At 65.9% G+C, this 22418-nt stretch carries 24 protein-coding genes; 9 read left to right on the forward strand and 15 right to left on the reverse strand.

Going from position 1 to position 22418, the window contains the following annotated elements; genetic code table 11:
- Positions 1-30 precede the first annotated feature (30 nt).
- The 6 genes from flhB to flgB all read right to left on the reverse strand — a co-directional run bounded on the left by flhB (position 31) and on the right by flgB (position 3700).
- Complete coding sequence (flhB, locus tag QX039_RS27410; RefSeq protein ID WP_315738759.1) at positions 31-1110, reverse strand: flagellar biosynthesis protein FlhB; 1080 nt, start codon at positions 1108-1110, stop codon at positions 31-33.
- A 12-nt stretch (positions 1111-1122) separates the two neighbouring features.
- The gene (fliR, locus tag QX039_RS27415) at positions 1123-1890 is read right to left on the reverse strand and encodes a flagellar biosynthetic protein FliR (RefSeq protein WP_315738760.1); all 768 of its coding nucleotides are present in this window, start codon (positions 1888-1890) and stop codon (positions 1123-1125) included.
- Between the two features lie 203 nt (positions 1891-2093).
- The gene (fliQ, locus tag QX039_RS27420; RefSeq protein ID WP_008965881.1) at positions 2094-2357 is read right to left on the reverse strand and encodes a flagellar biosynthesis protein FliQ; all 264 of its coding nucleotides are present in this window, start codon (positions 2355-2357) and stop codon (positions 2094-2096) included.
- Between the two features lie 107 nt (positions 2358-2464).
- Positions 2465-2821, reverse strand: coding sequence for a flagellar hook-basal body complex protein FliE (gene fliE, locus QX039_RS27425; RefSeq protein ID WP_315738761.1), 357 nt, complete (start codon positions 2819-2821; stop codon positions 2465-2467).
- A 16-nt stretch (positions 2822-2837) separates the two neighbouring features.
- Positions 2838-3263 (reverse strand): flagellar basal body rod protein FlgC, encoded by a 426-nt coding sequence (gene flgC, locus QX039_RS27430; protein WP_315738762.1) that lies wholly within the window; start codon positions 3261-3263, stop codon positions 2838-2840.
- A gap of 29 nt (positions 3264-3292) precedes the next feature.
- Positions 3293-3700 (reverse strand): flagellar basal body rod protein FlgB, encoded by a 408-nt coding sequence (flgB, locus tag QX039_RS27435; RefSeq protein ID WP_315738763.1) that lies wholly within the window; start codon positions 3698-3700, stop codon positions 3293-3295.
- A gap of 356 nt (positions 3701-4056) precedes the next feature.
- On the opposite strand from flgB, the gene QX039_RS27440 reads away from it, so the two are divergent.
- The gene (locus tag QX039_RS27440; RefSeq protein ID WP_315738764.1) at positions 4057-5121 is read left to right on the forward strand and encodes a flagellar biosynthetic protein FliO; all 1065 of its coding nucleotides are present in this window, start codon (positions 4057-4059) and stop codon (positions 5119-5121) included.
- A complete protein-coding gene (gene fliP, locus QX039_RS27445; RefSeq protein WP_315738765.1) occupies positions 5118-5870 on the forward strand; it encodes a flagellar type III secretion system pore protein FliP in 753 nt (250 codons plus the stop codon). Before QX039_RS27440 ends, fliP begins: the two co-directional genes overlap by 4 nt.
- 64 nt (positions 5871-5934) lie before the next feature.
- Here fliP and QX039_RS27450 read toward each other — a convergent pair whose 3' ends face one another.
- Complete coding sequence (locus QX039_RS27450; RefSeq protein ID WP_315738766.1) at positions 5935-6597, reverse strand: cation transporter; 663 nt, start codon at positions 6595-6597, stop codon at positions 5935-5937.
- Between the two features lie 66 nt (positions 6598-6663).
- Here QX039_RS27450 and QX039_RS27455 point away from each other — a divergent pair, with 66 nt between their 5' ends.
- On the forward strand, positions 6664-7071 hold the full coding sequence (locus tag QX039_RS27455) for a helix-turn-helix domain-containing protein (protein ID WP_315738767.1): 408 nt from the start codon (positions 6664-6666) through the stop codon (positions 7069-7071).
- Between the two features lie 86 nt (positions 7072-7157).
- On the opposite strand, the gene QX039_RS27460 is transcribed toward QX039_RS27455, so the two are convergent.
- The 6 genes from QX039_RS27460 to fliL all read right to left on the reverse strand — a co-directional run bounded on the left by QX039_RS27460 (position 7158) and on the right by fliL (position 14259).
- A complete protein-coding gene (locus QX039_RS27460) occupies positions 7158-7391 on the reverse strand; it encodes a hypothetical protein (protein ID WP_315738769.1) in 234 nt (77 codons plus the stop codon).
- Between the two features lie 39 nt (positions 7392-7430).
- On the reverse strand, positions 7431-11195 hold the full coding sequence (locus QX039_RS27465) for a tetratricopeptide repeat protein (RefSeq protein ID WP_315738771.1): 3765 nt from the start codon (positions 11193-11195) through the stop codon (positions 7431-7433).
- A gap of 103 nt (positions 11196-11298) precedes the next feature.
- Positions 11299-12069 (reverse strand): flagellar protein FlbB, encoded by a 771-nt coding sequence (locus tag QX039_RS27470; protein WP_315716017.1) that lies wholly within the window; start codon positions 12067-12069, stop codon positions 11299-11301.
- Positions 12066-12545 carry a DUF6468 domain-containing protein gene (locus QX039_RS27475; protein WP_315716016.1) on the reverse strand — a complete coding sequence of 160 codons (480 nt, stop codon included), beginning with the start codon at positions 12543-12545 and terminating at the stop codon, positions 12066-12068. Before QX039_RS27475 ends, QX039_RS27470 begins: the two co-directional genes overlap by 4 nt.
- Positions 12542-13744: a flagellar motor switch protein FliM gene (gene fliM, locus QX039_RS27480; protein ID WP_315738772.1), complete on the reverse strand. Its 1203-nt coding sequence runs from the start codon at positions 13742-13744 to the stop codon at positions 12542-12544. The genes QX039_RS27475 and fliM overlap by 4 nt, the downstream gene beginning before the upstream one ends.
- A 20-nt stretch (positions 13745-13764) precedes the next feature.
- On the reverse strand, positions 13765-14259 hold the full coding sequence (gene fliL, locus QX039_RS27485) for a flagellar basal body-associated protein FliL (RefSeq protein WP_315738773.1): 495 nt from the start codon (positions 14257-14259) through the stop codon (positions 13765-13767).
- A gap of 377 nt (positions 14260-14636) precedes the next feature.
- On the opposite strand from fliL, the gene flgF reads away from it, so the two are divergent.
- The 6 genes from flgF (at position 14637) to QX039_RS27515 (ending at position 19099) form a co-directional block, all read left to right on the forward strand.
- A complete protein-coding gene (gene flgF / locus QX039_RS27490; protein ID WP_315738774.1) occupies positions 14637-15401 on the forward strand; it encodes a flagellar basal-body rod protein FlgF in 765 nt (254 codons plus the stop codon).
- Positions 15402-15423: 22 nt separating this feature from the next.
- Positions 15424-16212 (forward strand): flagellar basal-body rod protein FlgG, encoded by a 789-nt coding sequence (flgG, locus tag QX039_RS27495; RefSeq protein WP_315738775.1) that lies wholly within the window; start codon positions 15424-15426, stop codon positions 16210-16212.
- 19 nt (positions 16213-16231) lie between these two features.
- Entirely contained in the window at positions 16232-17299 is a 1068-nt protein-coding gene (gene flgA / locus QX039_RS27500) for a flagellar basal body P-ring formation chaperone FlgA (RefSeq protein ID WP_315739125.1), read from the forward strand.
- A gap of 5 nt (positions 17300-17304) precedes the next feature.
- Positions 17305-18084 (forward strand): flagellar basal body L-ring protein FlgH, encoded by a 780-nt coding sequence (gene flgH / locus QX039_RS27505; RefSeq protein ID WP_315738777.1) that lies wholly within the window; start codon positions 17305-17307, stop codon positions 18082-18084.
- Between the two features lie 386 nt (positions 18085-18470).
- On the forward strand, positions 18471-18806 hold the full coding sequence (locus QX039_RS27510) for a type II toxin-antitoxin system RelE/ParE family toxin (RefSeq protein ID WP_315738779.1): 336 nt from the start codon (positions 18471-18473) through the stop codon (positions 18804-18806).
- Positions 18806-19099: a helix-turn-helix transcriptional regulator gene (locus QX039_RS27515; RefSeq protein ID WP_315738781.1), complete on the forward strand. Its 294-nt coding sequence runs from the start codon at positions 18806-18808 to the stop codon at positions 19097-19099. The genes QX039_RS27510 and QX039_RS27515 overlap by 1 nt, the downstream gene beginning before the upstream one ends.
- A 54-nt stretch (positions 19100-19153) precedes the next feature.
- Here QX039_RS27515 and QX039_RS27520 read toward each other — a convergent pair whose 3' ends face one another.
- A complete protein-coding gene (locus QX039_RS27520; protein WP_315738782.1) occupies positions 19154-19945 on the reverse strand; it encodes a 2-keto-4-pentenoate hydratase in 792 nt (263 codons plus the stop codon).
- 292 nt (positions 19946-20237) lie between these two features.
- A complete protein-coding gene (locus tag QX039_RS27525; protein ID WP_315738783.1) occupies positions 20238-22337 on the reverse strand; it encodes a sensor histidine kinase in 2100 nt (699 codons plus the stop codon).
- Between the last annotated feature and the right edge of the window lie 81 nt (positions 22338-22418).

The raw sequence follows: 22418 nt of genomic DNA on the forward strand, positions 1-22418 counted from the left end.
TTGCGGTCCGTCCGTGGACCGAATCGGTTGTCATCGCGGGCGCCCCGAGAGGTTGCGCCGCAGCCCCATCACGTAGCCGATGATCTCAGCGACGGCGTGATAATGTTCCACCGGGATCTCCTCGTCGATCTCGACCGTGGCGTAGAGCGCGCGCGCCAGCGGCACGTTCTCGACGATCGGGATGTCGTGCGCCTTGGCGACCTCCCGGATCTTGAAGGCGATGTTGTCGACGCCCTTGGCGACGCAGACCGGGGCCGACATGCCGCGCTCGTAGGACAGCGCGACCGAGTAGTGGGTCGGGTTGGTGATGATCACGGAGGCCTTTGGAACCGCAGCCATCATGCGCTTCTTCATGCGCTGCTGCCGGATCTGCCGGATGCGTCCCTTGACGTGCGGGTCGCCTTCCGACTGCTTGAACTCCTCCTTCATCTCCTGCACCGACATCTTCTGCCGCTCGTACCATTGCCGATACTGGAACAGGTAGTCGCCGATCGCGACCAGGGCGAGGAGCGCGACCACCGAGCCCATCAGATGCGTGGTCAGCGACATCGTGACGCCGAGCAGCTCGCTGACGTCCATGTGCAGCAGCGATTCGAGGCGCAGCCGCTCCGGCCACAGGATCATGACCATGACCGTGCCGAGCAGCACGAGCTTGAAGAGACCCTTGGCGAAGTTGGCCGCGGCCTGCTTGCCGAACAGGCGCTTGGCGCCGGCCAAGGGCGAGATCTTGCTCAGGCTCGGCTTCATCGGCTCGCCCGACCAGACGAGGCGATGCTGCATCATGTTGCCGGCGATCGCCGCCAGCATCACCATCAGGATCGGCACGCCGATCGCCGCGATCACGGCGAACGACAGGCTGCGCGCCAGCGCCAGCAGGCCGGCGCCGTCGGTGTGGATCATCCAGGAATTGGCGATCAGGTTGCGCATCGGCACCAGCACCGCGGTGCCGATCGAGCCCGAGAAGGTCGACATCACCAAGGTCGCGGAGGCGATCACGAACCAGGTGTTGAGCTCCTGACTCTTGACGACGTCGCCGCGCTCAAGCGCCTGGTCCAGCCGCTTTTGCGTCGGGTCTTCTGTTTTGTCTTCGGAATCGGCCTCATCGGACATCGATCGGCCCCCTCACCGCGGCATCATCTCGTGCATGACGCCTTCGAAATAGCCGAGAAACGTTCCCATCATCGCGGTCAGGACCAGCGCGAAGATCAGGAAGCCGATCAGGATCGAGAGCGGCGCACCGACGAAATAGACCTGCATCTGCGGCATCAGCCGCGCCAGCACGCCGAGCCCGATGTTGAAGACCAGCCCGAACACCAGGAACGGCGCCGACAATTGCAGGCCGATCTTGAACGCCGTGGCAAAGGCCTTGGTCGCCAGCGAGGCGACGTCGCCGCTCGGGATCAATTCGCCCGGCGCGAAGATCTTGTAGCTGTCGCTGAGCGCCGCGATCACCAGGTGATGGCTGTCGGTCGAGAACAGCAGGGTCACGCCGAGCATGGTGAGGAAGTTGCCGATCAGGACGCCCTGCTGGCCCTGCGTCGGATCGACCGCGGTGACGAAACCGAGCCCCATCTGCTGCGCGATCACGGAGCCCGCGACCTGCAGCGCCGACAGCGTCACCCGCGCCGTCGCGCCGAGCACGATGCCGATCACGATCTCGTGCACCATCATCACCAAGAGCGGCGACAACGCCTGCAGGTCGACCTGATAGGCCTGACGGTGCAGCGGCAGCACGATCATCGTGAGCAGCAGCGCGGTCGCGAGCTTGATGCGGACGGGGATGTTGACCTCGCCGAGGCCCGGCAGCAGCATCACCATCGCGCCGACGCGCGCGAAGGCCAGCATGAACACGGCGGCCAGCGCCGGAAGGAAGGAAATATCGATGCGCATCGTCCGCCGTCACGGCCCTTTCGACCGCATGCTGGTGCGGCACGACGGTCTTTGAAGAGACAGCCTGCGACGAGACAGCTTGCGAAGAGTTGGCCCGAAAGGCCGCCAGCTCACGGCCGAAAGCAGCAGCGCCCCCCGCACTGCTCCTCGCGACCGCTCGCAGCGCCCTCACGCAGGCTAGCCCTGCTGCCCCGGACATTGCCTCATCCGCCGATGATTCGCGACGAGATCCGCATCATGTGCGAATGCAGGGCATCGGCCATGAACGGCAGCGCCAGCAGCAGCGTCACGAAGATCGCAATGATCTTCGGCACGAACACCAGAGTCTGCTCCTGGATCTGCGTCAGCGCCTGAAACAGGGAGACGACCACGCCGACGACGAGGCCGACCACCATCAGCGGCGAGGAGACCAGCACGATGGTCCAGATCGCATCGCGCGCCACATCGAGCGTTTCAGCTCCTGTCATGTCCTGTCGTTCCTCACTGTCGATCGGTTCCGGTCCGGCACCCGCCTCATCGCGCATCGCGCGCAGTCGCGGCAGACGGCAAATCCCTGATGCGTTACGAGTTGCGCCTAGATCGTCATCTTCATCACGTCTTCATAGGCCTGGATCACGCGGTCGCGCACCGACACCAGCGTCGACACCGCGACATCGGTTTCGGCGACCGCCGTGACGACATCCATGACGTTCGCCTTGCCCGCGGCCATCGCGACCGCCTGACTGTCCGACTTGCGTCCGGCCTCCATCACGCTGCCGATCGCATCCTTCAGCACCGCGCTGAACGACGGACCACCCTTGTCGGCGCCGTTGCCGCTGCCTAGCACGTCGCGCACGCGCCCGAGGCTGCCGAAGGCACCGCTCGAGCCGCCGGCGTCGAGCACGCGGGCGGAATTCGCATAGGCATTAGCTGCGGAGATTGGGGAGGCCATGACTTTCGTTCCTGTCCTAGGTCTTCAGAATGTCGAGTGTGCGTTGGATCATGCGGCGCGTGGCGCCGATGATGTTCAAATTCGCCTCGTAGGACCGCTGTGCATCGCGCATGTCGGTCATCTCGATGAGCGGATTGACGTTGGGGTACTTGACATTGCCGGACGCGTCCGCGGCCGGGTTACTGGGGTCGTATTTGACGCGGAACGACGATTGATCAGGCACCACCTTGCCGAGTGCCACCACCTTGGCGTCAAGCGCACGGTCGAGCGCCGAGGTGAATGTCGGGACCTTGCGGCGATACGGATCGCCACCCGATTTGGCGGCGGTCGAATCGGCATTGGCGATGTTCTCGGAAATGACGCGCATACGCCCCGCCTGCGCACGCAGGCCGGAGGTCGCAATGCTCATCGAGCGCAGGAAATCGCTGGAGTCGTTTGCCATGCTTGTCGGTCTCCGTCCTCAACTCCGGCTCAGGCCTTGCCGATCGCCGTCTTCAACAGATGCAGGCTCTTGCCGTACAACGAGGTTGCCGCGGCATAGTCCATCTGGTTGGCGGAGACCTTCAGCATCTCCTCTTCGAGGCTCACCGCGTTGCCGGCGGGCCTCGTCTGAAATCCGGCCTTGCGGTTCTGGTCGAAGCTCGCGCTCTCGCCCGACGACGGTGCGATGTGCGCGGTGCTGGTCCGGGTCAGCGACAGCGGCGCAAAGCCGCCGACCGCCTGGCCGGTTGAATCGAACCTCGGCTCAACCAGATCCTTCGGCTTGAAGTTGGGCGTATCCGAATTGGACACGTTCTCCGACAGCACGCGCTGGCGCTCCTGGTGCCATTGCATCTTGGTCCGCAACGCCGACAACACGGGGAGATCGTTGATGGACATGGCGCTGCTCGGTTATGTCCGGCTACCGGACGGTTTGGGTAGGTAGAAATTGCCGTGCATATGGTTAACAAGGAGTTAAGAAACGGTGCGATGCCCACCGGGACATTCCCGGGGTTTTGACGATTTCTTAGGAAAGTGCCGGGGTCCCAGCCGACCGATGCATCATTACGGGACGGCGCGGCTCGCCAAGAAGTCGTTTTGGCCCGGCCGATTCATGGGTTATTAAGAGGCCGAGCGGCAGTTCCTGCCGTCATGCGTTAACAGGTTGGTTCCGGTTCTGAAGCTCCGTTCGCTGCCGGCGATGCGTTGGACAGACGAGAGACTTCGAAAGGACGCGGTATTTGCCGGGGACAGAGATGCAGGCACTGACGTTCTTTTTTGCATTCGTGGCGGTGCTGGCTCTGATCGGCCTCGCCGCGTGGCTGGTCCGTCGATTCGCGGGCAATCGTCTCGGCACCAACCCGAATCGCGGCCGCATGCCCCGGCTTGCCGTAATCGATGCCGCCGCCGTCGATGGCCGCCGCCGTCTCGTGCTCGTGCGCCGTGACAACATAGAGCATCTTTTGATGATCGGCGGGCCGACCGACATCGTGGTCGAATCCAACATCGTGCGCGCCATGCCGGCGCGCGAGCAATTGCCGCAGCGGCCGGGCATCAATGAAGAGCGGCCGGCGGCGCGCATCGCGCCGCTGCCGGATGCGCCGTCCTGGGCCGACAACGAGCCGAAGACCGAGGCCGCCGAGCATGCCGAGCCGCAGATGCCGGAGCCGCCGCAGCGCCCGATGCGGCCGTCGTTCATCGATGAGGTTCGCCGCACGGGGCCGGCTGCTGCTGAGCGGCGTGAGCCGGCACCGGCATTCCCGCCGGAATCACCGCTCCCTCCGCGCCGTCCCGATCCCCGCCAGGACCTCCGGGCAGACGTCCGTGGAGAGACGCGCGGCGGCGACGAAGCCCGCCTGGAGCCGCGCCCCGAGCGGGCGCCCCGCGGTGAACCGGTGATGCCGCGCCCGCTGCGCCCCGCCGAGCCGCAACGGCCGGCAGAGGCGCCGCGCCCCTCCGAGGGGCCCCGGCTGCCGCCGGTGCGGAGCGCTGAACGCGCAGCCGAGCGCGTCGAACGCGTGGCGGCGCCGCCGCTGCCGCCGATTGCGCAGATGCCACCGCCACCGCCCCCGCCGCCGGTTGCGCCGCCGCCCGCAGCGGCCGATCAGAGCGCCGAAGCCAATCTGGCCGAGATGGCGCAACGGCTCGAGGCCGCGCTGCGGCGTCCATCGGCCGATCCGTCGGCTGCTCCAGCCTCGGGTCCCCGGGCGGCCGCACGCAGCGAGCCGGCTCCGGCGCAAGCCGCGCCGGTCAAGACCAGCTTCGAGAATCTGGAGGACGAGATGGCCTCGCTGCTCGGACGTCCGAAGTCGTCTCAGTGAGATCGCTGCTTCCCCCGCGTAGAGTTGTCTTCATCGCTGTTCTGACTGCCGCCGGTTTACTGGCGGGACGTGCTGCTGCGCAGGACATCAGCATCAATCTCGGCGCTGGCGGTGGCGGCGTCACCGAACGCGCGGTCCAACTGATCGCGCTGCTCACGGTGCTGTCGATCGCGCCGTCGATCCTGATCATGATGACGTCGTTCACGCGCATCGTGGTCGTGCTGTCGCTGCTACGCACGGCGATGGGCACTGCGACCGCCCCGCCCAACTCGGTCATCATCGCGCTCGCGATGTTCCTGACCGCGTTCGTGATGGGGCCGGTGTTGCAGAAATCCTATGAGGACGGCATCCGGCCGCTGGTCGAGAACCAGATCGGCGTCGAGGACGCGCTGCAGCGCGCCTCGGTGCCGCTGCGCGGCTTCATGCAGAAGAACGTGCGTGAGAAGGACCTGAAGCTGTTCATGGACCTCTCCGGCGAGCCGCCGCCGGCGACGCCCGACGACCTGTCGCTGCGCATCCTGGTGCCGGCCTTCATGATCTCCGAGCTCAAGCGCGCCTTCGAGATCGGTTTCCTGCTGTTCCTGCCCTTCCTGATCATCGACCTCGTGGTCGCCTCGGTCTTGATGTCGATGGGCATGATGATGCTGCCGCCGGTCGTGGTGTCGCTGCCGTTCAAGCTGATCTTCTTCGTGCTGGTCGACGGCTGGTCGCTAGTCGCCGGCAGCCTGGTGCAGAGCTACGGCGGGTAGGTTTCACCTGTCATGATGAGCGAGAGGCAGTAGGTTCGTGTCTCCCATTGACGCGTACCCTCGATCAGTTCGCCCGGATTGGGCTTGCGACGGGGCGCGATGTGGAGGAGCCGCGCAACTCGACGCGAGCTCGCTGTATGATGTGCCAGCCACCGCTCAAACCAAGCGCGGCCATGATCGCCGCCACAATGAGATCCGGCCACGCCGTGCCGGTGCCGAACACACCGGCTGCGGCCGCGAGCACGGCGATGTTGCCGAGCACATCGTTCCGGGAGCAGATCCAGACCGACCTCATATTCGCGTCGCCGACGCGGAAACGGTAGAGCATGACGGCCACGCCTGCATTGGCGACAAGAGCGAGCATGCCGACGACCCCCATCGTCCTCGCCTCCGGGAGGGTGCCTGCAATTGCGTGCCAGACAGTGGAGGCAAGGACAAGGACGCCAAGCAGGACGAGCGACCAGCCCTTCAGAAGGGCGGCGCGTGCTCGCCAGGTCAACGCGAGTCCCGCCACTCCGAGGCTGATCGCATAGTTGGCCGTATCACCGAGGAAGTCGATTGCGTCCGCCTGCAGCGAGGCCGACCCGGCCGCCACGCCTGCTGCGATCTCGGCCAAAAACATGGCTCCGTTGATGGCCAACGCAACCCAGAGCGCACGACGCCAGCGGGGGCTGTCCAGTTCCCTCGGAGGGGAAGACGAACAGCAGTCATCATGACAACCAGCCATATCGTCGCCTCTTACAAGATGATGCGACGTCCTATATGGACCCTGTAGCCACTACAGGGTCAAGCCATGTCACGACTGACCATCGGAGACCTCGCGAAGCGGACCGGTACCAAGGTCGAAACGATCCGGTATTATGAGCGGATCGGTCTGCTACCGGTTCCGGCGAGAACCGAGGGCAACTACCGAACCTATGACAACGACCAACTCGGACGACTGAGCTTCATTCGGCGTGCCCGCGACTTGGGCTTCTCCATCGACCAAGTCCGTGACCTGCTGGATCTCGCCGATCAGCGAGACCGCTCGTGCGAAGCGGTTGACGTCATCGCCGGCCAACACCTGGCAGAGATCGAGCGCAAGATCTCAGACCTCGTGGCGCTGCGTGACGAACTTGCCGATGTCATAGGGCGCTGCAAGCACGGCACCGTTGCCGACTGCCGCATCATCGAAGCGCTTGCGCCGCATCGCTCTGACTGAACGAACAAGACAATTACCGATCCACTGGCTTCGCAAAGCAGTCTCGAACTTTCGTCTTGGCGCGCTTCGGACGGATTCAGAATCGCTCACCCCGCGACGTCGTACTGCTTGCTCAGCTCGTCGCCGATCTTCGACATCGACACGCTCTCCGGATAGCCGGGGCGCGTCGCCGTGCCGGGATCGGCCTTGGCGCGGAGCTCCCATTTGGTGCCCCAGCGGAGCACCGAGATCGCCATGCCGTCGGCACAACCGACCCGCGCCTTCAGCTCCGCCTTGGCCATCGCGATGAGCTCGGCTTCGGTCTTGGTCGGCTTCGTCATGTCGCCATGTCCTCCGGCTCTACGCCTTGATGCACGACGTCATCGACCCGCGATCGCCTGCTTGACGCCCTGGATGCGCGGCAAGGCGCCGGTCGCCTCCGACGGGGCCTTCGCAGCATCCTTGCCGCCGTCCGGTCCTTTGCCGGTGGCATCCGGGAAGCGCGCCCGCATGTCGCGCAGGAAGCCGTCGAGCGTATCGACGCTCGACGCCATCTTCGCGATCTGGGCAAACTCGGCGCTGGAGCCGCTCGCCGGCTTGCTGGCGACGTCGAATGCGATCTTGTCGGCCTCGCCGGTCATCAGCGGCGCATATTTCTCGCGGAACCGGGCGAGACCGATGGCGTCGTCGGCGAGCGCATAGCCGACCACGGCGCGCAGGATGTCGCCGCGCTCGGCTGGATTGAGCGGGCGGAAATCGCGCCAGCGATCGCCGTAATAGAGCTCGATCTGCTCGGAGGCCTCGCGCCAGCGCCGCGACGCCCAATAGATGTCGGAGCGCAGCCGGATCGCCTCGCGGCCTGCGATATTGGTGATGATGTCGAGCCCGAGGTCGTGGCGCCCGATGTCGCTGTTGGCGCGGGCCTCCAGCAGCAGCCGCTGCTGGCGCAGCTCGCCCGCGAGATCGGCGATGCGCGTGGTGCGCAGCGCCTCGATGGCGCGTTCAGGCTTGCGGTTGGTGAGATAGACCATGGCGAGACGCGCGGCGACCTGGGCGCGCGCCGCGCCTTCGAGGCGGTGGTCGACCTGGTATTGCAGAAGCTCGGCGGCCTGGTCGAGCAGATCGATGCCGACCAGCCGGTCGGCGAGCTTGCGGATCATCTCGTCGCCGCGGCGGCCGATCGGGGTCAGCTCGCGAAAGCCGTAGAAGATGCTGAGCGCATCGACCGGTGGCAGCTCGTCGGCCTTGCCGTTCAGGAACAACTGCGAGAACAGGCGGGAGGCTGCATCCTGGGCCTGCCGCGCCAAATCGGAGTTGGGCATCAGGCGGGTGGCCTGACGCGCGGCCTCGAGCGAGTCCGCATAGCGCCCCGCCTCCTCGTAGAGCTGCGCCATCATCTGCAACGTCTGCACCTCGATGGCGTCGCCGCGCCAGATCGCCTGCAAGGTCTCCAGCTCCTTCAGCGCGTCCGGCGGCTTGATCTCGCCGCGCTTCTGCAGAAGCTTGATCTCCAGCAGCTTGGCCTCCGCGGCCGCAAGGCGGTCGTCGGAATTGACGGCGAAGCGATAGTCGTCGAGCGCATCCTTCTCCTGCGCCATCGCCTCGGCGAGCCGGCCGCGCAGCACGGCGATGTCGGGCTTCATGTCCGCGGGCACGCCGATCACGTCGAGCTCGGCGCGCCGCTTGGCGGCGCCGGCGAAATCCTTGATCTCGAGCGCCGACTTCATCGCATCCGCGATCACGACGCGCTGCAGGTCGAGCGGCAGCGAGGCGATGGCGAACTCGACGTTCTTCAGCTTCTCGCGCGCGTCGGCAAACTTGCCCTGGCGGGCGAAGGCGAGGCCCTTCCACATCTGCGAATCGAAATTATTGCCGATCGACGGAGTGGCGAGATCCTTGAGTCCCTGGTCCGGCCGGCCCATCAGGATGCTCGCCACCGCGTGGATCATCAGCATGGCGGTCTCGTCGGTGCGCGGGTCGGCGTCGGAGATCATCAGATTGGTGACGCCGCGCGCTTCCGGATACATCGCTCGCGCCATGTAGAAGCGCGCCAGCGCCAGCCGCGTCTGCGCCCGCCGCTCCGGCTCGGCGTTCGCCGCGGCCTTGATCAGCAGATCCTCGCGCGGCACGAACGGCTGGGTCTGGTTCTGCTGCCATTCGTCGATGTCGAACATCGGCCGTACGGCGGTCGGCGCCCGCTCCGGCGAGAAGCCGATCGACGACAGGGTCAGCCCGCCCGGCCGGCCGAGGATCACCTTGTCGGGCGCGATCTCGACGGCGACGTCATCCGAATTCGGACGCACCGCGATGCCGTGGATCGAATCGAGCAGCGACAGGTCGACGAAATCCTGGCGCTTGATGAAGCCGCGGATCGGCGGCGGCGCCGTCACGACCAGCAGCGTGTCGCCGGCATCCGGGTCGGTCAGCCGGTGCAGCATGCCGGCTCCGGGATTGGCGAGCGGCACCATGACATTGGCGAGCGCGGGATCGGTGACGTTGCGCATCACCATCAGCGGCTGCTGATTGGTCAGGCCCTTGTCGGCGAATGACAGGGTCCAGCTGCGCCCGCCATCGTCGCTGCCGAGCGAATGCATCTGCGGGCGGTTGAGGCGGATCCGGATCGCCTGCCCCTTGTCGAGCGGCATCCTGTTGACCTCGCCGATGATGGCGCCGCCCTTGGCGCGGATGGGCTCGACGTCGACGGGCTTGGTCGAATCGAACACCATCCATACCGTGTCGCCGCGGCGGAACAGCGCCGCCGGCGTGACCTGGCCGAAGCCGAAGGTGAGCCGCAGGCCCTCACTGTCGCGCAGGGCCTCCAGGGTGGCGGCTCCATTAGCTGCCTTCTCGGCCGGCTTGGTTTCGGCGGCCTTGGTTTCGGCAGACTTGGTCTCGGCAGACTTGGTCTCGATAGGCTTGGCGGCTTCGGCTTTGCCCGCCTCCGGCTTCATCGCCTCGGACTTCGCTGGCTCGGATTTGGCTGCTTCGGATTTGACAGCTTCAGGCGCAGCAGCTTCAGGCTTGGGGGCCTCGGGCGCGGCTTCGGCCTTCGCGGCGGCCGGCGCGGCAGCAGCCGCTGCCGACGGCGCAGGCTCGGCTGCGAGCTCGGTGGCTGGCGCCGCGACCGCAGGCGCCGGCTTGGTCTCCGTCTTCATCTCCTTGGCGATGGTGTCGGAGGTCGGCGGCACGATCTCGGGCTGCGCAGCCTGCTTCGGCTTGTCGCCATTGGGTTTGCTGCCGCTGGGCTTCTCGGCCGCGGCCGCCTTGGCGCCCGGCAGCGTGTCCGAGGAGACTGCGGAGACCTTCTTGTCCGGCTGCTGATAGGCGACGTCGATGTTGTAGTTCTTCTCCTCGCGGAAGGCGCGAACGTCGACCTCGCCGACCAGGCCGAGCTCGACGACGGTCCTGCTGCCGTCGATGCGCTGGTTGATCGCGGCGACGTTCGGCGGCGCGACGAGCTTGGCGTCGGCGAGATCGAAGGACAGCGGCGCGGTGAAGAACAGCGACAGCTTCTGGTCGTTGAGCACCGAGGAGATGCCGACACCGTCGGGGATCTCGAATACGAAGCGCACGAAGGTCGGCTGCACCAGCGCGCGCACGCGGATCGGCGGCCGCTTCTTCGATTCCGCCTCGGCGCGCTGCAGCCGCAGCGCCCGTTCGGCGGCGCGCGCTCGCTCGGCGAGCTCGCGCACGACCTCGGCCGGCAGCGGCGGCGGCGGGCCGGTCCAGCTGTCGGGCAACAGGTCGATGAAGACGCGTTCGCCCGCGGTCATGGTGTTGACGCGGACCTTGCGCGACAGCGACAACCGCAGCGCCGAGCCGTCGGGGTCGCCGCGGGCCGACGAGATGTAGTCGGGCGCCGCGTCCACCCAGCGGTCGATCGGAACGGTGGCGGCGCGATCGAACCTGATCAGCAGAATCGAGCCGGCGGTGGTGACGTCGGCGCTGATGTCCTCGGAGAATTTCAGCACCAGCCGCGCATAGCCGTCCTGAGCCGACAGGCTGGCCTCGCCCGGCACCGGCGCAGCGCCTGCCGCGACCGTGGACAGCACCAGGCCGATGACGATGGCCGACAGCAGGGCAAGGCCGGCGCGCGCCCGTGCGCGGGCCTTCGACCGCAATCCAATGGGAGTCGTGCGCACCATGGTCACAAGCTTCCGGTTCGACATCCGCAACTTGACGGATACGCCTGCCCCGCCACGCCGGAAATCTAGGTGCCGGCGTTTAAGGGCGCATTAAACATGCGGCTCAATTGCTCTTCACGGGCACGATCTTGCCTTCGATCTTCGGCAGCTCGGCGCTGGTCTCGGGCCTGTCGGCGCCGGCCCGGCGCGCCAGCTCGACGGTGAGCCGTTCGGCCGCCTCCGGCGTCATCAGTCCGAGAATGTCGGACATCTTGCGTGGCGCGATCTGCGAGGCGATCTCGATCAGGACGGACATCTCGAGCCGGTCGAACACCTTGGCGGCATCCTTCGGCTTCATGCCCTCGTACATCGTGACGATGCTCTTGAAGCGGGCGTTGTCGGCCTCGGTCTTGGCGGCCTGCGCGCCGGAGATGCGGCCCTCGATCGCCTTCATCTCCTCGGTCTTGGATTGGATGCGCTGCTCCGCGGCGCGCAACAGGCTCTCGCGGATGTCGATCTCTCTCGCACGCGCGTCGAGCTCCTGGCGACGCGACTGCAGCCGCTCGAGGATCGCCTTCTCCGCCGGCGACACCTGCTGCTGGTTCTCCTCGGGCTTGATCACCACGCCCTCGGGCTTGGTGTCCGGAGCGGCGGGCTTGGGCGCCTCCTCCTTCTTCTCCTTCGGTGCGCCGTGCGTGGAGCCGGTGACGATGTCATTGTCCTCGCGGCCCGGATAGCCCAGGTTCTCCTGGGCCCAGGACCGCTTGGTCGGGTGAGGGTCATAGTCGAAAACGTAGCCGCCATCGATCACGAGGCCGGCCACCTTCAGGACCGCAAGGCAGGCCACCGCGATCAGGACGACGGGAATGACGCGGATGTTACGAAACGCATTCATGCGGCAAGGCCACCAGTCCTTCGACGTTCGGAGAATGCCTGGGCCGCGGCGGCAACCGCCTTGGCACCGGAGACGCGCACCGGCTCGGTCGTGATCGCCGGCACCGGCGCAGGCGCCGGCTCGGGCGCGGCTTCAGGCGAGGTGATGGGTCGCGCGGCACTGGCGATGCGCGACAGCCGGCGCACCACGCCGTCGCTCTCGGCGAGCTGCTTGCGCAACTGGTCGGACATCTGCGTCGCGGCGGCGAGCTGATTGCCGAGATTGTCGTTGACGTCGCGCACGGCGAGCTTGAGGCCGCCAATCGCCCGCTCGGCGATCTCGGTCGCGGTGATCAGCTCCGCGATCACGGCTTTGAGCGAATGCTCATCCGCCTTCAACCGCTTCAGCCTGGAATTCAGCAGCATGCAATAGCCGATGGTCAGCACCAATAGGACCGCCACCAGGCTTTCGATGATCAATCCGAGGGAGTGGTTCATTGGGCCTCCATCAACTTGTTCTGGCCTTCGGAGCCTTCGAACATCGCAAGGGTCGTATTCGGCTTGCGCAAATTCTTGGTGACACGGATCGCGACGCGGTCGCCGACCCGGCCCATCCGCCCCTCCGTCAGCATGGTGCTGCCGCAGCGGACCGCGACCAGCGCATCGGGACGGATGTCGAGCGGCAGGGTGTCGCCGACCTTCAGCTTCATGAGCTGCTTCAGCGGCACGTCGGCCTCGTAGAGCACGGCGTCGACGGCGATCTCGGCCTTGGTGATCTCGGTGGCGAAGTGGCCTTCCCAGACGGGATCGCGGCCGAACTTCTCACCCATGAACATCTGCAACAGCACGGGCCGGATCGGCTCGATCGTCGCGTAGGGCAGCAGCAGCTCGATGTTGCCGCCGCGGTCTTCCATGTCGATCCGCAGCTTCACCAGGATCGCGGCGTTGGCGGGCCGGCTGATCGCGGCGAAGCGCGGATTGGTCTCGAGCCGATCGATGGTGAAGCGCACCGGCGACAGCGGCCGGAACGCCTGCTCGGCGTCGCTCAGCACCACCTCGATCAGGCGCTTGACCAGGTTGGTCTCGATCGTCGTGTAGGGGCGGCCCTCGACGCGGAGCTGGGTGTTGCCGCGGCGGCCGCCGAGCAGCACGTCGATGATCGAATAGATCAGGGTCGAGTCGACGGTGGCGAGCCCGAAATTCTCCCACTCCTCCGCCTTGAACACCGACAGCACGGCCGGCAGCGGGATCGAGTTCATGTAGTCGCCGAAGCGCACCGAGGTGATGCGGTCGAGCGAGACTTCGACGTTGTCGGAGGTGAAGTTGCGCAAGGAGGTCGTCATCAGCCGCACCAGACGGTCGAAGACGATTTCGAGCATCGGCAGACGCTCGTAGGAAACCATCGCCGAATCGATGATGGCGCGAATGCCGGAATGGTCGTCGAGGCTGACCTCGCCGGCGGTGAAGCCGAGGAGATTGTCGATCTCCTCCTGCGACAGCACCCGCTCGCCGCCGTTCTTGGTGGCGCCGAAATCGCGGCTGCCGTCCTCGACCATCGCGGCCCATTGCAGGGCCATCGATTCGGTGAGTTCATTGGCTGCTGCGGCTTCCGCGGCCTCCGTGGGATCCTCCGAGTCGAGCGAGGCTTCCCATTGCGCGGCTATCGCATCTTGGTCGACTTGATCGTTGCCCGCCATGATCGTTGAGCTTCTTTGCCTTACTGGACCACGATTTCCTTGAACAACACCGCGTTGACCTGGTTCGGCGCCAGCGCGACGTTGACCCGCTTGGTGAGCTCCTCCTTGAGCCTGAACAGGCCCGCCGAGCCGTTGAGGTCGCTCGGCCGGAGCTCGCGCAGATAGGTCTGGAAGATGTCGGTGACGCGCGGCAGCGTCGGCTTGATCGTCTCGACCTGCTTCTCCTCCTTCACCTCCAGCACGATCTTCACTTTCAGATATTGGACGCGGTCGCCGGGATTGCCGACCAGGTTGACGAGAAGGTCCGGCACCTCGACGAAGGCCGGCGGCTTCGGCGGCGGCGCCGCCTCGGCGTGATGCTCGTCGTTCTTGTGGCTGAAGAAGAAGAAATAGGCCGCACCACCGACGCCGAGCAGCGCCAGCGCGCCGACGACCATGATGATCAGCTTGAGCTTGCTCTTCGGCGAGCCTGCTTGCTCCTCGCCTTCGCCTGCTCCGGCGTCGTTCTCGGCCATGGCTTTCGGATCCTTCCGGAAAATCGAGCCGATGCCGCCAGAAAGCTTAATGACGCGAAACCAACGCTCCCAGCGCATCTGCGCTTTGTTGAGGGAACGCTACGGTAACAATGGTTAACGGAAGCTTTCTTTTGCCGAGGCGGTGGGAAAAACTTGCCGGGCAATTATGGTTAGCGAGACGTTATTGCCGGGCGTTCTGAACCCGGGTTTGAATCCAAATCGTTGATTTATCGATAGATTCAGAGTTGGCACGGCTTTCGCTGTACCCCTTGCGAACCCGCCGGCTTGGGAGAGCCGAACGGTTCGTTGAAGACCCGATCGAGACCGCCTTGGGAGAGGTGCCGCGAACGGGATTCGTTAAAAGGGGAGATCGACCGGTGGAGAATGCGCTTCTCATCGGATTGTCGCGGCAGATGGTGCTGGAGCGGCAGCTCGACGTCGTTGCCAACAACGTCGCCAACGTCAACACCAACGGCTTCAAGGCCGATCAGCAGCTGTTCGAGGAGTATCTCTCCTCCGGCGCGCATGAAGACAATTTTCCGGGCGCCGCCCGCAGGGTGTCCTATGTCCAGGACCGCGGCACCTATCGCGACTTCTCGCAGGGCTCGATGCAGCGCACCGGCAACGCGCTCGACGTCGCCGTCACGGGCGACGGCTTCCTGACGGTGCAGACCGCGGCCGGCGAGCGCTACACCCGCGACGGCAACCTGCACATGAACAATCTCGGCCAGCTCGTCACCTCCGCCGGTGACCTGGTGCTCGGCACCGGCGGTCCGATCGTGTTTCAGCCGACCGACCACGACGTCAACATCTCGCCCGACGGCACCGTGACGGTGGTCGAGGGCGTCAACCGCACCGACTCGATCCGCGGCAAGCTGCGCATCGTCAACTTCGCCGATCCGCAGGCCGCGCAGAAGCAAGGCAACAACCTCTACGCCGCCGCCGCCGGCGCCATCCCGCAGCAGGACACCAAGTCGACCATCCAGCAGGGCTACATCGAGAAGTCGAACGTCAGCGCGGTCGGCGAGATGAGCAAGATGGTCGAAGTGATGCGCGCCTACACCCAGGTCGCCAACATGCTGCAGGTCCAGAGCGACCTGCGCAAGAACGCGATCGAGAAACTCGCCGACGTTCCGGCCTGACAGATCTTGAAGGAGACGTGACATGCAGGCGCTTCACACCGCTGCGACCGGAATGGCGGCACAGGAACTCAACGTTCAGGTGATCTCCAACAACATCGCCAACCTGCGCACCACCGGCTTCAAGAAGCAGACGGTGGCGTTCCAGGACCTGATCTACGAGCATATGCGCCGCGTCGGCGCGCAGTCCTCCGACCAGGGCACGATCCTGCCCGTCGGCATCGACATCGGCGGCGGCGTCAAGACCGTCGGCACGCCGCGCTCGATGACGCAGGGCACGCTGTCGCAGACCGGCAACGATCTCGACCTCGCGATCTCGGGCGAGGGCTTCTTCAAGGTGCTGATGCCCGACGGCACCTTCCAATACACCCGCGACGGCACCTTCCAGATGGACAATCAGGGCCGCATCGTCACCGCGCAGGGCAACCCGGTGCAGCCGACGATCACGATCCCGCAGAACGCCTCGGGCATCACCGTCAACGCGCAGGGCCAGGTCTCCGTGACGCTGCCGGGCTCGACCACCTCGAACATCATCGGCCAGCTCCAGGTCACGCGTTTCATCAACAAGGCCGGCCTGCAGCCGGTCGGCAACAACCAGTTCACCGACACGCCGTCGTCGGGCGCACCGCAGGACGGCGTCGCCAACCAGGATGGCCTCGGCAGCATCACCCAGGGCAGCCTGGAGCAGGCCAACGTCGATGTCGTCAGCGAGATGAGCGAGCTGATCGCCGCCCAGCGCGCCTATGAGATGAACGCCAAGGTCATTTCGGCCGCCGACCAGATGCTGCAATCGACCACTGCGCTGTTCCGCTGAGGTTCGAAGGGAGATCGCCATCATGACCCGCACCGTCCGTCCCTTCCTGCTCGCAGCCGCCCTGCTCGCCTCGACCGCGCTGTCGGCGCTGGCCGGCGAGGCCGACGACCAGATCAAGGCGCCCGTGCTGCGCTCCACCGTCAACGTCACCGGCGACATCGTGCGCGTCGGCGACCTGATCGACAATGCGGGCGTCGCGGCCAACATCGCCGTCTACCGCGCGCCCGATCTCGGCACGACCGGCGTGCTGCCGGCCGCGCAGGTGATCGCGACCCTGCGCACCCACCAGGTCATCGGCGTCGAGGTCCGCGACATCAAGGAGGTTGCGGTCACGCGGCTGGCCCGCGCCATCGACGCCAAGGAGATCAGCACGGCAGTGGCCCAGGCGCTCGATCACCGCAACGGACTTGGCGATGCCGCGAACCTCAGCATCAGCTTCGACCAGCCGGTGCAGGATCTCAAATTCGAGGCCTCGACGTCGGGCACGCTGGCGCCGACCAGCGCCCGCTTCGACCCCCGCAGCGGCCGCTTCGACATCACCTTCGAGCTCGGCCATGCCAATGGCGCGAGCCCGACCAAGCTGCGCTACACCGGCACGGCGATCGAGACCGTCGAGGCCGTGGTGCTGACCCGCAACATCGATCGCAACGAGATGATCCGCTCAGGCGACCTGCAGACCGAGCGGCGGCCGCGCGCCGAGCTCGGCGGCGGCGAGCCTGCCTCGCGCGAGCTCGCAGTGGGCATGCAGATGCGCCGCGCGGTGCGCGCCGGCCAGGCGCTGAAGACCACCGACCTCGCCAAGCCCGACCTCGTGCAGCGCGACCAGGCGGTCACGCTGATCTACCAGACCGCCGGCATCTATCTCACCACGCGCGGCAAGGCGCTGGAGTCGGGCACCGAAGGCGACGTCGTCAGCGTGCTCAATCTGCAGTCCAAGCGCACCGTGACCGGCCGCGTCTCGGGTCGCGGCCAGGTCTCCGTCGACATCGCCGTCGCCAAGCCGGCGCAGACCTCCGAAGCCGACATCGCCGCGCCCGTCGCCGTCGCCAGCCGCCTTCCCACCTCCGCCACCCCGAAAGCCGAGTAAGTTTCATGTCGAAGTTCAAGTTTGATGATCGGGGCGCCTCGAGCCTGCGCCGGGTTGCGCTGGTCTCGGTCTCCTTCGCAGTGCTGTCGATCGCCGGCGGATGCTCCTCGATCGACCGGCTGTCGCAGATCGGCGAGCGGCCGAAGCTGACGGAGATCGACAACCCGACCACGCAGCCGGGCTACAAGCCGGTGCAGATGCCGATGCCCAAGCCCGAGACGGTGTCCTACGCGCCGAACTCGCTGTGGCGTAACGGCTCGCGCGCCTTCTTCAAGGACCAGCGCGCCCGTCAGGTCGGCGACCTCCTGACCGTCACGGTCAGCATCTCCGACAAGGCCAATTTCGCCAACGAGACCCAGCGCAGCCGCACCAACAAGGAGGATTCGGGCATCACCGACTTCATCGGCGCGAAGACGCTCGGCGTGCAGGCGCAGAAGGTGCTGCCCGGCCGCATCCTGACCGCCGACGGCACCTCGTCGTCCGACGGCAAGGGCACCATCCAGCGCTCGGAATCCCTGACCACCAGCGTCGCCGCGGTGGTGACGCAGGTGCTGCCGAACGGCAACCTCGTCGTCGAAGGCAAGCAGGAGATCCGGGTCAACTACGAGATCCGCGAGCTGATCGTGGCCGGCATCGTGCGGCCCGAGGACATCCAGAGCGACAACACCATCGACTCCACCAAGATCGCCCAGGCCCGTATCTCCTACGGCGGCCGCGGCCAGATCTCCGACGTCCAGCAGCCGCGCTACGGCCAGCAAGTGATGGACATCCTGCTGCCGTTCTGAGGCGAAGATCACATCGAAAGGCCGGGCGGATCCAACCACGCCCGGTCGCCGCGAAAGCTCCGACCTGAATGTCTTGGGTCGGCAATCGGACAAGGATGAAGAGACACGATGAAAATCCCTCCCCGGAGGGTCAGACAAGGACTTGGCCGAGCGCGACACTGGTCATGAGATGATCCGCAGCCGCCGCCCTTCTCTGAAAGCGAGCTCCCACATTGCCCAATGCGAACCTAGGCGCAGCGGGCGATGTATACACGGCCTCCGGTAGCTCCCCTGCCGGAGGCCGTGTTCGTTTACTTGCCTAGACAAGTGTCGTTCACTTGGCGATCAACTGAGAGCCTGCTCAGCATTTTCCCTGTTGCAGAACGTACCAAAAATGGTACATTTCAATGAAACGGCTACCGGCGTTCTTCTACGCGCTGCCATCCGGCCGCGAACCCGTCCGGGACTGGCTCAAGGAATTGCCTGCCGAGGATCGTCGGATCCTCGGCGAGGATATCAAGGACGTCGAGTTTGCTTGGCCGATCGGGCTTCCTCTGTGTCGGCCATTGAGTCATGGACTGTGGGAGGTTCGCAGCAGCCTCACGCAGGGCCGGATCGCCCGTGTGATCTTTTGCTTGCGAGACGGCCGGATGATCCTGCTCCATGCCTTCATCAAGAAGAGTCAGAAGACTCCGGCATCCGATATCGAATTGGCCGTCAAACGCATGAGAGACATTTCGTGATGCGCGCACCTAAGACTGCCGGCAAGGTCGGCTCTGCCTTCGACGACTTTCTGAAGGAGGACGGTCTCTACGAGACCGTGACGGCGCGCGCGATCAAGCGCGTGCTGGTACGGCAGCTCGAGGAGCTAATGAAGCGCGAGGCGATCTCCAAGACCGAGCTGGCGGCCCGCATGGAGACCAGCCGCGCCCAGCTCGACCGGCTGCTCGATCCCGACAATGAATCCGTCACGCTCGGCACGCTGGCGCGCGCCGCCAGAGCCGTAGGCCGTCATCTGCGCATGGAGCTCGTCTAGCTGGAGCGGAGCAACGCCCCGCTCAGAGATCGGCAGGTCTTCCTCGACGCGGGATCACATGAACGTCGCCTCGACCACACCGAGGCCGTCCAGCTCCATCCGCACCCGGTCGCCCGCGCTCAGCCATATCGTCTTGACCAGGCTGCCGGTCAGGACGAGCTGTCCGGCCTCGAGCCCGTCACCACCGGCGGCGAGATGATTGGCAAGCCAGGCCAGCGCGTGGACCGGATGTCCCAGCACATCCGCACCGGTGCCCTCGCCGACCAGGGTGCCGTTGACGATGGCACGGCCCTGCACCGCGGCCAAGTCCGCTACGGCAGCGCGCGGGAGCGCCGGGCCGAGGACGCAGCCGGCAGCAAAGAAATCGTCGGCGACGAGCGTCGGCACCCCCAGCGTCTGCCATTGCACATAACGGTCGTCGACGATCTCGATCGCCGCATGACAGTCGCCGATCGCCTCGACGACACGATCCATGGTGAACGGCGCGTCCAACGGCAGCAGGTCGTGCTTGAGCCGCACGGCGATCTCGCATTCGACGCCCACGCGGACGAAGTCGGCCGTGCGCAATCCGACCCCCGTCTGGTGAACGCCGCGCGCGAACACCCCGCCGGAGCAGGGATGCGGAATACCAAGATAGTCCTGCATCACCTTGCTGGTGCAGCCGATCTTGTAGCCGGCGAAGTCACCGGCCTGTTCGGCGAGCAGCCAATGGACTTCACGCTGGATCTCGTAGCCGGCAGCTTCATCCTTCGGCTGAAGCTGCGGCGGCAGAGCGCCCAAGGGCGCCCGCCGCTTGCGGGCATCTACAATCAGTTGCGCAGCGGCAAGGATCTCGTCTGCTCCCATGGCCCTTCAACTCCCCTGGCCCGCGGCCCGAACCGGCATCGCAGGATTTATGGTGAACGGATTGTTTATTAACGAGATTTTGGCTCCCATCTCAGCTTCATCAACAATTTGAGACGGCGCGGCCACGGGCGCAAGCAGCACTTTCAACCGACCAGCCGCCCATAACCAGTACCTCGCTCATCGGAATTGCCGTCTCTGCGCCGATATCCCGGACGCGGTATGGCAGAGCGCGATGGCGAGGCCATGTGAGGCCATGTCAGGACCAGCCGAGCGGCGCTTCGCGCGCTGACGCTCAACTCGCCTCGCCCGTTGCGGCCATCGAGCTCTCGTCACGTGTCGTGAGCCAGGGCAGCTCGAACTGGCAGGTCAGCCCGCTCTCGGCAAATGTGCGCTGCAGATGCCTGACCGTGCGGGTCAGCAGCCGGCTGCCGAAGCCGACCACCGGAGGCTCGCGCGCCGGCGGGCCGCCGCTCTCCTGCCAACGGACATGCAGCGCGTCCTGGGCCAACGACCAGCTGACATCGACGTGACCGTTGGGCGTGGTGAGCGCGCCATATTTGCTGGCGTTGCAGGCCATCTCGTGGATGACGAGAGCCAGCTGCGTCGTCAGCTCGACCGGGACCAGGATGGCGGGGCCGCTGGTGGCGAGTTGATCCGGTGTGCTGGCGAACGGCGCGACCTGACTCCTGATGAGGGCGGCGAGATCGGCGCCCTGCCAGTCGTTCTCGGCAAGGCTCGTGTGCGCCGTCGCCAGCGCATGCAGGCGTGAGGTGAAATCGCGGACCTTGGCGTCGTGCCGCGGCAGCAGCTGATGCGCCAGCGATTGCACCACGGCGAGGCTGTTCTTGACGCGATGGGCGAGCTCATGCACGAGCAGCTCGCGCTTGCGGTCGGCTTCCTTCGCGGCGGTGACGTCGATGTTGACGCCGATCATGTACGGATCGCCGCCGCCCTCGCCGCCCAGCATGCGGGCGCGCGCCTCGATCCACCGGATTGAGCCGTCGGGCAGCGCCACTCGCCACTCCGAATCGAGCTCGCCGGTGATCAGCGCCTGCTTGTTGTCCTGGTCGGCACGCGCCTGGTCCTCGGGATGCACCAGCGCCAGCCAGGCGTCATAGGTCCCTGGGAACGTGCCCGGCGCAAGCCCATAGAGTTCTTCGATCTCGTCGGACCAGTGGCTGGCGCCGGATCTGCCGTCCCAGGTAAAGGTGCCAAGCCGTCCATATTTCGCGGCGAGTTTGAGCTGCCCGGCCGTGCGCGACGCATCGTCCCTGGCTTGGGCGAGCATCCCGAAATTCTCCTGGATGACGCGCGCACTCTCCGCCTGCGCCTTTTCGGCCGCAGCCAGTCGGGCGTTGAGCGCCCGAACCTCCGGAGGATCGGAGGGCGCGGCCTCGCCTGGGATGGCGCTCTTGACGGCGATGCTTTCGAGCGGCCGGGCGATGCTTCGGCCGATGCCGGCCGCCAGCAGCAGCGCCAGGGCACAGATCGTCGTTGCCACGATGGTTGCGGTCTGCACCGTCGAGGAGATCGCCTGGGCGAAAGCCGCCTGCTTGATGCCGACCCCGACAGTCCAGTCGCTCAGTTGGGGACGCGCATTGGCGTTGATGACACGATCGCCCTCGATCGACGGAAACTCCGCGATCCCCTCGGCCTTGGCAGTCGCCCGCCAGCCGGCCGACGCCGGCTGCCCGATCGTGGTGGCGTTCTTCGGAATGCGCGAGATGTAGCGGCCCTGGCCGTCCATGATGCCGACCAGCCAGTCGGCCGGCAGTTGCTGCTGGGCCAGCAGCCGGGTGTAGTTCGCGGCCGGCATGGCGATCGACAGGCAACGGAACGGCTTGCCATCCTTGACGACAGGGACATCGACGGTCGCCACCCACGCGCCGGAATTGGGACCGGTGAAGATGTCGGAGATCGATGGCCTTCCTGACTGAAAAGCGCGCTCCTGCGAGTGCCGGCCTTCGGGCGTGCGCTCGCCGAGCGGCTTGCCCGGCGTCGCCCCGGTGTTGAGCAGGATGCGGCCGCTCGCGTCCGACACGATGATCCAGCCTTCGCCGCTGACCGCACCGACGCGGCGCGCCTCCGCCTCGAAGTCGCTGAGATCGGCCGCGCTGAGTTCAGGAGACTTCGCCAGCACCTCGGCGAGCGCGATATAGCGCCGCAATTCGGCGTCGACAGCTCCGGAGATCGTCTGCGCGGCATAGGACAGGCCGTGCCGAATTGAGGCGTCGGCGGATTGCGCCATCGACACGATGACATAGGCAATCAGTCCGACGCAGGGCAGGAACAGAATGCCGGCCAGCAGAAGGAGGCGTCCCTTGATGCTCAGGGCGCCGTAGGAGCGCTGCATCGTCGCCAGCGCGCCTCTGGCTATGTCCGGCTCGCCCATGATTCCCCGCGGCGTTCCGAGATGGAACCGCAGTTAATTCAGCAGGCGCGAAAAAGTTCCTGACGTTCGGAAAACCAAAGG

This window comes from Bradyrhizobium sp. SZCCHNR1043 (genome assembly GCF_032489675.1).
Taxonomy (GTDB): Bacteria; Pseudomonadota; Alphaproteobacteria; order Rhizobiales; family Xanthobacteraceae; genus Bradyrhizobium.

Excerpts from the sequence above, each read along its gene's own strand:
- flhB (WP_315738759.1), bottom strand. The coding sequence starts at position 1,110 with ATGTCCGATGAGGCCGATTCCGAAGACAAAACAGAAGACCCGACGCAA.
- fliR (WP_315738760.1), bottom strand. The coding sequence starts at position 1,890 with ATGCGCATCGATATTTCCTTCCTTCCGGCGCTGGCCGCCGTGTTCATG.
- fliQ (WP_008965881.1), bottom strand. The coding sequence starts at position 2,357 with ATGACAGGAGCTGAAACGCTCGATGTGGCGCGCGATGCGATCTGGACC.
- fliE (WP_315738761.1), bottom strand. The coding sequence starts at position 2,821 with ATGGCCTCCCCAATCTCCGCAGCTAATGCCTATGCGAATTCCGCCCGC.
- flgC (WP_315738762.1), bottom strand. The coding sequence starts at position 3,263 with ATGGCAAACGACTCCAGCGATTTCCTGCGCTCGATGAGCATTGCGACC.
- flgB (WP_315738763.1), bottom strand. The coding sequence starts at position 3,700 with ATGTCCATCAACGATCTCCCCGTGTTGTCGGCGTTGCGGACCAAGATG.
- QX039_RS27440 (WP_315738764.1), top strand. The coding sequence starts at position 4,057 with ATGCAGGCACTGACGTTCTTTTTTGCATTCGTGGCGGTGCTGGCTCTG.
- QX039_RS27450 (WP_315738766.1), bottom strand. The coding sequence starts at position 6,597 with ATGGCTGGTTGTCATGATGACTGCTGTTCGTCTTCCCCTCCGAGGGAA.
- QX039_RS27455 (WP_315738767.1), top strand. The coding sequence starts at position 6,664 with ATGTCACGACTGACCATCGGAGACCTCGCGAAGCGGACCGGTACCAAG.
- QX039_RS27460 (WP_315738769.1), bottom strand. The coding sequence starts at position 7,391 with ATGACGAAGCCGACCAAGACCGAAGCCGAGCTCATCGCGATGGCCAAG.
- QX039_RS27465 (WP_315738771.1), bottom strand. The coding sequence starts at position 11,195 with ATGGTGCGCACGACTCCCATTGGATTGCGGTCGAAGGCCCGCGCACGG.
- QX039_RS27470 (WP_315716017.1), bottom strand. The coding sequence starts at position 12,069 with ATGAATGCGTTTCGTAACATCCGCGTCATTCCCGTCGTCCTGATCGCG.
- QX039_RS27475 (WP_315716016.1), bottom strand. The coding sequence starts at position 12,545 with ATGAACCACTCCCTCGGATTGATCATCGAAAGCCTGGTGGCGGTCCTA.
- fliM (WP_315738772.1), bottom strand. The coding sequence starts at position 13,744 with ATGGCGGGCAACGATCAAGTCGACCAAGATGCGATAGCCGCGCAATGG.
- fliL (WP_315738773.1), bottom strand. The coding sequence starts at position 14,259 with ATGGCCGAGAACGACGCCGGAGCAGGCGAAGGCGAGGAGCAAGCAGGC.
- flgG (WP_315738775.1), top strand. The coding sequence starts at position 15,424 with ATGCAGGCGCTTCACACCGCTGCGACCGGAATGGCGGCACAGGAACTC.
- flgH (WP_315738777.1), top strand. The coding sequence starts at position 17,305 with ATGTCGAAGTTCAAGTTTGATGATCGGGGCGCCTCGAGCCTGCGCCGG.
- QX039_RS27510 (WP_315738779.1), top strand. The coding sequence starts at position 18,471 with ATGAAACGGCTACCGGCGTTCTTCTACGCGCTGCCATCCGGCCGCGAA.
- QX039_RS27515 (WP_315738781.1), top strand. The coding sequence starts at position 18,806 with ATGCGCGCACCTAAGACTGCCGGCAAGGTCGGCTCTGCCTTCGACGAC.
- QX039_RS27520 (WP_315738782.1), bottom strand. The coding sequence starts at position 19,945 with ATGGGAGCAGACGAGATCCTTGCCGCTGCGCAACTGATTGTAGATGCC.
- QX039_RS27525 (WP_315738783.1), bottom strand. The coding sequence starts at position 22,337 with ATGGGCGAGCCGGACATAGCCAGAGGCGCGCTGGCGACGATGCAGCGC.